Raw genomic sequence first — 2,466 nt, 5'->3', positions numbered from 1 at the left:
CGGCCGGGGCGGCGGGGTCGCTCCCGACCGTAGGCCTCCGCTGTTTCGCGCGCGTTTCCGGCGGGAGGCGCGCGATCCGGATCCGGAGCGGCCCCGCCCAGCGCCGAGCTGCACATCCACCTCGAGGGCACGATCGAGCCCGAGCACATCGTCGAGATGGCGCGCCGCAACGGGGTCGCCCTGCCCACCGAGGACCTCGACGCCCTCCGCGCCCGGTACTCCTTCACCGACCTCGCGTCGTTCCTGGAGCTGCACTACTCGAACCTCACCGTGCTGAAGACGGAGCGGGACTTCTTCGAGCTCGCGACCGGCTACCTCGACCGGGCGCAGAAGGCGAACGTCCGCCGCGCCGAGATCTTCTTCGACCCGCAGACGCACCTCGGCAACGGCGTCGCGCTCGACACCGTGATGAGCGGGATCACCCGTGCGCTCGGCCGGAGCGAGGAGACCCACGGGATCTCGACGGACCTGATCATGTGCTTCCTCCGCGACCTGGGCGCCGACGCGGCCGACGAGATGCTGACGGCGATCCTCCCCTGGCGCGAGCACATCGTCGGCGTCGGGCTCGACTCGAACGAGGTGGGCTTCGGCCCGGAGCTGTTCGTCGACGTCTACGCGCGCGCCGCGGCGGACGGACTGCGCCTGGTCGCGCACGCCGGCGAGGAGGCCGGGCCCGAGACGGTCGCGGCCACCGTCGAGCTGCTGAAGGTCGAGCGGATCGACCACGGGATCCGCGCGATGGAGGACCCGGAGGTCGTCGCGATGCTCCGCGAGCGCCGCATCCCGGTGACGGTGTGCCCGCTGTCGAACGTCGCCCTGCGCGCGGTGGACACGATGGCCGACCACCCGCTGCCCGCGATGCTCCGCGAGGGACTCGTCGTGACGGTCTCGAGCGACGATCCGCCCTACTTCGGCGGCTACGTGGATGAGAACTACCGCGCCCTGGTCGAGGAGCTGGGGATGGACGACGCGCAGCTCGAGCAGCTGGCGCTCAACTCCTTCGACGCGGCGTTCATCACGGAGGAGGACCGCGAGCGCTGGCAGGCGGAGGTGCGCGAGCACTTCGCGCGGTGAGCGCGTCACTGCCCAGAGAACGATCGTTCCCACCCTCCCCGCGCGCTGAGCCCTCGTTCCACGGTCGCACGCCTCCGCGCCCGCCCTACGCTGGCCGGATGACCCGATCCGACGGCACACGATGAGCTGGGCGCTCCTCACCGGCGCGATCCTCACCGAGGTGACGGCGTCGCTCGCCCTCCAGGCCGCCATCGAGTCGCCGGGCTGGTACGCCCTCGTGGTGGCGGGCTACCTGGCGGCGTTCGTCCTCCTCAGCCGGGTGCTCAAGGCCGGCATGCCGATCGGAGTCGCGTACGGCGTATGGGGCGCGTGCGGCGTCGCGCTGACGGCGGTCCTCGCGGCCGTGCTCTTCGGTCAGCCGCTGACGGGCGTGATGACGATCGGGCTGGTGCTGATCATCGCGGGCGTGCTGATGGTCGAGATCGGCTCGCAGCGAGCGCAGGCCGCGCGCCGGGCGGTGCGCTGATGGCCTGGCTGCTGCTCTCGGGCGCGATCCTCACCGAGGTCGCCGCGACGATGAGCCTCAAGCCCGCGACGGACGGCCGGAAGCGCTGGTACGTCGTGGTCGGAGTCGGCTACGTCGTCGCGTTCACGCTGCTGGCCGGGGCGCTCGCGCAGGGCATGCCGATCGGGGTGGCCTACGGGATCTGGGCGGCGGTCGGAGTCGCGCTGACCGCGGTGCTCGGGCGCTGGCTGTTCCAGGACCCCCTGACCTGGACGATGCTCGGCGGGATCGGCCTGATCATCGCCGGCGTGCTGCTGGTGGAGCTCGGGCGCTGACCGGCCGAGTGTCGTCGCGGCGGGGCGCCCCCCGATCAGCGGCCGTCGCGGCGGGGCGCGTCCCGCTGAGCGGCCGCCGCGGCGGGAGCGCACCTCCTCAGCGGTCGTCGCGGCGGAAGCGCTTCGGAGTCACCGGTTGTCGCGGCGGTACCGCGCCTCGCGGCCGGCGATGTGGAGGCCGAGCCCGGTGACCGCGACCGCGAAGGCGACCAGCACGCCGATGAACGCGATCTCGTCGCCTGCTCCGACCGCCACGGCCGCGACGGCGAGCCCGATCAGCGCGAGGGCGAGCACCACGGCGCCGACGGTCTCGAGAGGGCTCCATGCGGTCATGACTCCAGCGTGCGCTCGGAGCGGCGCGCGGGCAAGGGGCGGCAGGCGAACAGGACACGACGTCCCGCCGACCGCGGAGGTCCGCGCGGGTCCCAGCACACGACCCGTCCGCCCGGACGTCGGCCGACCGGGTGCTGCGGATCGCGGAGCTCGTCCGAGGCGGTCCGCGGTGCGAGCCCGCTCCGCCCGTCCTCGCAGGATCCGCACGGCGCCGCGTCCGTTCCTCGCGCTCCGCTGCGCCGCGACGGCCCTGCCGGCTCCCCGGCGATGCGCCAGGAT

At 73.4% G+C, this 2,466-nt stretch carries 3 protein-coding genes and 1 pseudogene; 3 read left to right on the top strand and 1 reads right to left on the bottom strand.

Annotated features, from left to right (window positions below):
• Positions 1–105: 105 nt before the first annotated feature.
• The 3 genes and pseudogenes from C5C35_RS16615 to C5C35_RS16605 form a co-directional block, all read left to right on the top strand.
• Positions 106–1,074, top strand: a pseudogene (locus C5C35_RS16615) (adenosine deaminase); the annotation flags it as partial.
• A gap of 121 nt (positions 1,075–1,195) precedes the next feature.
• Positions 1,196–1,540, top strand: coding sequence for a multidrug efflux SMR transporter (locus C5C35_RS16610; RefSeq protein WP_104227486.1), 345 nt, complete (start codon positions 1,196–1,198; stop codon positions 1,538–1,540).
• Positions 1,540–1,854 carry a multidrug efflux SMR transporter gene (locus C5C35_RS16605; protein WP_104227487.1) on the top strand — a complete coding sequence of 105 codons (315 nt, stop codon included), beginning with the start codon at positions 1,540–1,542 and terminating at the stop codon, positions 1,852–1,854. The genes C5C35_RS16610 and C5C35_RS16605 overlap by 1 nt, the downstream gene beginning before the upstream one ends.
• Positions 1,855–1,983: 129 nt before the next feature.
• Here the strand turns inward: C5C35_RS16605 and C5C35_RS16600 are convergent, their stop codons facing one another.
• Positions 1,984–2,187 carry a hypothetical protein gene (locus tag C5C35_RS16600; protein ID WP_104227488.1) on the bottom strand — a complete coding sequence of 68 codons (204 nt, stop codon included), beginning with the start codon at positions 2,185–2,187 and terminating at the stop codon, positions 1,984–1,986.
• Positions 2,188–2,466 lie beyond the last annotated feature (279 nt).

It is taken from the genome of Rathayibacter sp. AY1F8 (genome assembly GCF_002932165.1).
Taxonomy (GTDB): domain Bacteria; phylum Actinomycetota; class Actinomycetes; order Actinomycetales; family Microbacteriaceae; genus Rathayibacter.
Note: the sequence above shows the minus strand (reverse complement) of the source record. Positions and strands in the feature narration are given on the sequence as shown.